Below are 6113 nucleotides of genomic sequence, written 5' to 3'. Positions count from 1 at the left end.
TCCCCAGAGGGGGCCCCGAGTTCCCCGCTCATCGGGAGGGGTTGGGGGTGGGGTTCTTTTATTATGGGTAATTTAGTAGACATGATATTACTTGACTTCCACCGCAACTTCCGCAGACATCCCCGGAGTAATCCGCGATTCGTATCCTTGAATGCTCTTTTGGTCGAAAACTACTTTTACTGGGATGCGCTGCACAACTTTGGTAAAGTTACCTGTAGCGTTATCCGGTGGCAATAAGGCAAACTGAGCGCCGGAAGCTGGCGAAACACTGTCAACACGACCAGTAAAGGTGTGATGAGGGAAAGTATCCAGCTTGATTTCTACTGGCTCTCCTGGGCGCATCTTTTCTAATTGGGTTTCTTTGAAGTTCGCGACTACCCAATACTCGTTATCCACGATCGCCATTAATGGTGTTCCCGATTGGACTCGGTTGCCAATTTCGACGTTTTTCCTACCAACTCGTCCAGCACTGGGGGCAGTAACATTGGCATAAGATAGTTGCAATTGTGCGTCTTTGAGCGATGCTTCTGATTGCGCGATCGCAGCTTTTGCCGCTTCGTATTGACTACGTTTTACTGTTGTATCTTGTCCACCTGCGGTAGCTTGTTGCAATCCTCCCTTAGAGGCTGCCAATTTAGCTTGGGCGTTGGTGACATTTTCTTGCGCTTGTGCTAGTTGAGACTGGGCTTTGGCGACACCAACTCTCGCGGAGGCTAACTTGGCTTGGGCTTGTTCTACTCCCTGAATAGCGGCGTTCTTTTGTGCCGTAGCCACATCATAAGCTGCCTTGGCTGTGTCTAGCTGCTGACGAGCGATCGCACCTGTTTTATACAACTGATTATAACGATTGTAATCTGCTTGGGCATTTTCCAAATTCGCATTTGTTTGCGCTACCTGGGCTTGGGCGGCGGGAATCCCCGCTTGGGCTAGTCTGACTTCAGCTTGCGCCGCTGGTATCCCAGCTTGAGCTTCTTGTACTGCTGCTTGGGCTGTGGAAATTGCTGCTACCGCACCGCTAACATCCCCCTGCGCTTGACTTGTCTTACCAGTAGTAGTTTGTGAAGTTAAGGCAATATTTGCTTGGGCGGCTTGCGCCTGTCCACGCGCATTTTCTAGGGCTGCTGCTGCTTGTTGTACCTTACTCTCATAATCTCGTGGATCTAACTTCACTAACAATTGTCCCGGTTGCACCAGTTGGTTATCATTCACAAGCACCTGGCTTACAGTTCCGGGAATGCGGCTACTAACTTGGTGAATGTTTCCCACAACGGTAGCGTTGTCAGTTTCTTGGTGGGTGGAGGCGTATTGCCAATAGTGATAACCAAAACCACCTGCTGTGATCGCACCCACACCTAATGCTGCCAAAATTAAACCATTCGGTCTTTTCCGCTTCCGTGGAACTTCTTTTTCTTTCTCTATCTCAGGAGTTACAACAGGTGCTTCTGCTGTTGTGGATGTTTCTGTCGTCACAGTTTCTAAAGTCTCTGAATCAGGAATCAATTGTTTTTCTAAAATTGGGGTTTTGTGTCCGTTGCGTCCGTTAAAAGTATTAGCACCCATGATTATTACCTCGTTTGTTCGTTCAGTAATTTGATTGATAGTCTTTTATTTAGAATGCGTAGTATTTTCTGAAAAAATTTTTATATCCTTAGTACGCGTATTATTATCTCAAAATAATTCTTTACAGTGCTTCCCCCAGTCGGGTGATTATGGGATCATCTTTAGGAGAGGTTAGCGATCGCCCGATTCAAGATTTGGGAAAATAGTTCTCGGTCAGCAAAGGAAATACCATCCATCGCTTCATCACGCACTGCTGCGGCGATTGGGGGTAAAACAGCTTCTAGTTCCTTACCTGCATCCGTGAGCCAGATTCGCCAGATGCGGCGATCGTGAGTGTCGCGTTCTCGACGCACCAAGCCGCGTTCTTCCATCCGATCTAGTACACCTGTTAAAGTCCCCCCCACTTGTTTGAGTTTGTCCCCAATACTAGAAGTAGGTAAACCATCTTCTTGCCACAAGCAGCACAACACCAGCCAGTGAAAAGGCGTAAGTCCAAAGGGTTCTAGCCTCTCTGTAAACTTGCGTCCGAGCAGTTGTGAGACTAATTTGATTCTGTAACCCAAATTGTATGGTGCCAGATTTTGCTGCCACGAATCTAAAGCTGGGGAGTGATTAGATGTAGAAACCATTTAGCAAAATACTTAGTATGCGTACTATTATTATAACTTGATTTGTTTTTTTAGCAATACTTGCTTTACATCTGCTTGATATCTGTCTTATGGAAGAACTTGAATTAACTGGTACTCTTTGACAGTGCCGATAATGCGGTGAGGTCGAGATAATTTAGGGGACTGGTCAGCATAGATCCAAGCATAGCTCAAAGGTGGTATTTGGGAAATAGAGGCTACTTGTTGGATATGAGTAGAAAGATAGAACTCAAACAGTACTTGGGTTTTCTGGTCTATTTGCACATAGTAGATAGGATGAGATTGGAGGATTGAGGCGATCGCGCTTTGTTGTAAAAAACTTTTCAAAACAGGGTTATAGTCACTTAATAGACCAATGCTACCCGCCGTCGCCAAAGCCAGCCAACAGGGAATTAACCAACCTGCAATCCAATAACGGGCTGTGAGAAACTTTTTGTCGAAGTGGTAACGACTAATCCACACCACAGGTAAAATTAACCAACCCAAGCCCATAACTAAGCCAATAGTTGCATACTTACGGATGTCAGAACTACCCCAACTAAGAACACCAATACTCGCTATTACAAGTAAAACACCGAACCCACCAAAGCCATAGCTGAGATTTCGAGGAAGATTCTTCTTTGTAAAAAGGTTTAATATATTTATTTTACCATTTTTAAGAGGTAATTGGGGGGGAATTCCTGTCTGGTAAATATTACCTAACCAGTTTAAACCCACAGATGCAAAAAAAGCTATAAACGGATAAAGGCAAAGACTATAGTGAGGAAGACGAGTGCTAAAAAGACTAAGTTCACAAAATAGGACAATTGGAAAGCCAACTAATATTAACTGATAACGAGAAATAGGACGACGGAGAGTCAAAAACAAACCTAAAAGTCCGAAAAAAGCCCAAGGAAATGTTTTTAAAAGAATATTCCATACATAAAACAGCCGATCATTTCTATAATTATTCTCAGAACCTAGCTGCACAACAAACTTGAACAACTCCTCAAAACTTTGATTTCCGTAGTGTAGCCAGCTTAACCACAGCCAAATGCAGGTAGGGATTAAACCTACCAAAAAGCCTAAATATAAAATTGGGTTAGTAAGATGATGATGACGGCGATTTTCCCAAATTAAATAAGGGAATAAAGCTATGATTGGCAAAAAAATCATAAAGCTTCTGACTAAGAAGCCTAAACCTAAACTTAAACCAGCTAGAAAACTCCAAAAGTAGCGATATTTAGGATGTAATTCCGTTTTGATTAAAGACCAAATAGCTAAAAGCACCAAGAAAATCATCGGCAGATCAGGTGTACTTAAGCGAGAGTATTGCAGCCAGAGAAATTCCACACTTAAAATTGCAGCAGCTAGCCAAGCTAATTTTTTGCCTAGCATAATTTTGCCGATTTCATACACCAGCCATAAGCTAAAAATGCTAGCAATCATACTAGAAAGACGCGCACTAGTATCACTGATCCCAAACAGCTTGTAGAAACTGGCAATTATCCAATAAGGGCCAGGGGTTTTATGATGTGCTGTTTCCCAAGGAGTTATCCAATTACCAGAATCAAACATTAGACGCGCACGCGATGCGTAAAGCGCTTCATCATGTGCCATCAGGCTATTGTGCCCAGAAGTAAATAATAATAAGGGCAGTATCCAAACTAACAAACTAAAATAATGTAATAATGCTACTAAGCGGATTTGTCGCCGAATATACTGCAAGAAGTGTAGTTTATATAACATTGAATTGAGAAAAATTGAATGCTGCTATTTAGACTCGTTTATGTGTCCTAGTGTTATTAAAATATGTTACATAGTGTTTGTTAAAAAATATCTGAAATTGCAGTAATTTTCCGAAAAAGCCCTCCAAAGCAGAGATTTATGCAGTTAAGACCGAATCAACGCCTGAAATTAGACGACACAGACGATAAGCTGTTCTATGCCTATCCCCGCTTTGTTACCCATGTAGATGAAGGATTTATTCAACAGCTAACGGATTTATATCGCGATCGCCTCAAACCCAACACCCGTATTTTTGATATGATGAGCAGCTGGGTGTCTCATCTGCCAGAAGAGATGCAGTTTGCCCATGTGGAAGGACACGGACTCAACGGTGAGGAACTAGCACGAAATCCCCGCTTAAATCATTACTTTGTCCAAAATCTTAACGAAAATCCGCAGCTACCTTTACCAGATGAAGATTTTGATGCTGTTCTCAATTGCGTATCTGTGCAGTATGTGCAATATCCAGAAGCAGTATTTTCCGAAATGTACCGTATCCTAAAACCCGGTGGTGTTGCAATTATTAGCTTTTCTAACCGCATGTTTTTTGAAAAAGCGATTCAAGCTTGGCGAGAGGCTTCAGAAGCACAGCGAGTGGAATTAGTCAAAGAGTACTTCGCCTCAGTCCCAGGATTTACAACCGCAGAAGTTATAGTTCATAAGTCAACATTACCGAATTTATTACAGTGGTTGGGTGCAGCTGGAGGAGATCCGTTTTATGCTGTTATAGCTTACCGCAGTTAAGCCAAATATTCACTAGTACAATGTCTAAGCTAGTGCAAGAGGGCTTGTAGTAATCACTTTAGTGCTTAGAAAATAAGGACTAAAGTGATTACTACAAACTTATTTACAGCTATTTTCAGGTAAATAGACCACGCGGTAGGGGCACAGCATTGCTGTGCCTTTACGATAAATGTGGTTCAGATACACGAAAACTGCTGTAACTGCTCAAAATTAAAATATTTTTATATATACATAATTTCTCTAAATGAATTATTGGCTAATGAAATCAGAACCAGAAGCCTATAGTATTGCTGACCTTCAACAGCAAAATGAGACTATCTGGGACGGTGTTCGCAATTATCAAGCTCGTAACTTTTTGCGCCAAATGGATGAAGGAGACTTAGCTTTTTTCTATCACTCCAGCACTAATCCTCCTGGTATTGCTGGGTTAATGCGTGTAGTGAAAAAAGATATTGCTGACCCGACCCAGTTTGAGCCAGAAAGTAAATACTACGATCCGAAATCAAGTTCCGAATCCCCTCGATGGCAAACAGTTGTAGTAGAATTTATTGAGACTTTTTCTAACCCCATCTTGCTATCAATACTCAAAGAAGAGTTTAGCGCCGAAGAGTTAATGTTGGTGAGACAAGGAAATCGGTTATCAGTGATGCCTGTCCCTGAAGTAGTTGCTTTGAAGATTCTGGCGATGAAAAGCTCCTAGTACAGCTTGGCGGAAGTCAAAAGGAGCCAGTGCGCCCTTGCGGTGGCGACAGCCAAGCAACTGGCTCTCAAAATATCAAAAGTCAAAAGTCAATGACAGAGTATTAGTGGTCTATCGCAAAAGTTTTGATAAGCAAGTAATACCACCAGGCTAAGAAAACAACTGTTGGTATTTATATTGTCCTTTGTGAGGTAATATATAAACGTAATTCATGGCAATCAATACCTTCGCCAATTTACGAGTATTGGCATAGATCAAACCTAAGATTTTACAGGCTTGTTTTTTGCCTTATAGCAAAAACAAGGGTGTAAAATCCTGTGTGGTTCTTGTAGAAGGAATTTATAGTATCGTGTCCCTTTGGACTAGGGCTTTACGTTTTGCCTAACAGTCAACCACAGTCTTGTGTTGGACTATTTCGCCAAAAGCTAGACTACCTCTATTTTTTGCAAAGGTATTGATGGCAATAAAACTCAATTTATCAAAGGAGAATACTCGTGTCTTATCTCACAAAGCTAAGTCAGTCACCACGTCTAATTACTCTTGCTGTTTGTAGTGCGATGTTGGTTACAATTCCCATTGATGCTGCTTTTGCAGGGCCATCCTCTCCTAGTAGTTATCAAAATTCTTGTCAGAACATTGGTGTTACTAGAGATATTCTAACAGCAAGCTGTCGTAGAAGAAATGGCACATACAAC

Annotated in this window: 6 protein-coding genes; 3 read left to right on the top strand and 3 right to left on the bottom strand. The window is 42.0% G+C overall.

The window, feature by feature from the left end:
* Positions 1-87: 87 nt before the first annotated feature.
* From ACFFAP_RS28925 to ACFFAP_RS28915, 3 genes are all read right to left on the bottom strand, one after another.
* Entirely contained in the window at positions 88-1560 is a 1473-nt protein-coding gene (locus ACFFAP_RS28925) for an HlyD family secretion protein (RefSeq protein ID WP_375514460.1), read from the bottom strand.
* 161 nt (positions 1561-1721) lie between these two features.
* Positions 1722-2189: a MarR family winged helix-turn-helix transcriptional regulator gene (locus tag ACFFAP_RS28920; protein WP_375514459.1), complete on the bottom strand. Its 468-nt coding sequence runs from the start codon at positions 2187-2189 to the stop codon at positions 1722-1724.
* 87 nt (positions 2190-2276) lie between these two features.
* Entirely contained in the window at positions 2277-3935 is a 1659-nt protein-coding gene (locus tag ACFFAP_RS28915; protein ID WP_375514458.1) for a glycosyltransferase family 39 protein, read from the bottom strand.
* Between the two features lie 138 nt (positions 3936-4073).
* Here ACFFAP_RS28915 and ACFFAP_RS28910 point away from each other — a divergent pair, with 138 nt between their 5' ends.
* The 3 genes from ACFFAP_RS28910 to ACFFAP_RS28900 form a co-directional block, all read left to right on the top strand.
* Positions 4074-4718, top strand: coding sequence for a class I SAM-dependent methyltransferase (locus tag ACFFAP_RS28910; protein WP_375514457.1), 645 nt, complete (start codon positions 4074-4076; stop codon positions 4716-4718).
* Positions 4719-4962: 244 nt separating this feature from the next.
* Complete coding sequence (locus ACFFAP_RS28905; RefSeq protein ID WP_375514456.1) at positions 4963-5418, top strand: EVE domain-containing protein; 456 nt, start codon at positions 4963-4965, stop codon at positions 5416-5418.
* Positions 5419-5912: 494 nt separating this feature from the next.
* Positions 5913-6113, top strand: a 201-nt coding sequence (locus ACFFAP_RS28900; RefSeq protein ID WP_375514455.1) for a hypothetical protein, incomplete at its 3' end; no start/stop codon positions are given.

It is taken from the genome of uncultured Nostoc sp. (genome assembly GCF_964245575.1).
In the GTDB taxonomy this organism is placed as follows: domain Bacteria; phylum Cyanobacteriota; class Cyanobacteriia; order Cyanobacteriales; family Nostocaceae; genus Nostoc.
The sequence above is the reverse complement of the archived record's forward strand: the minus strand, read 5'-3'. Positions and strand labels throughout refer to the sequence as shown.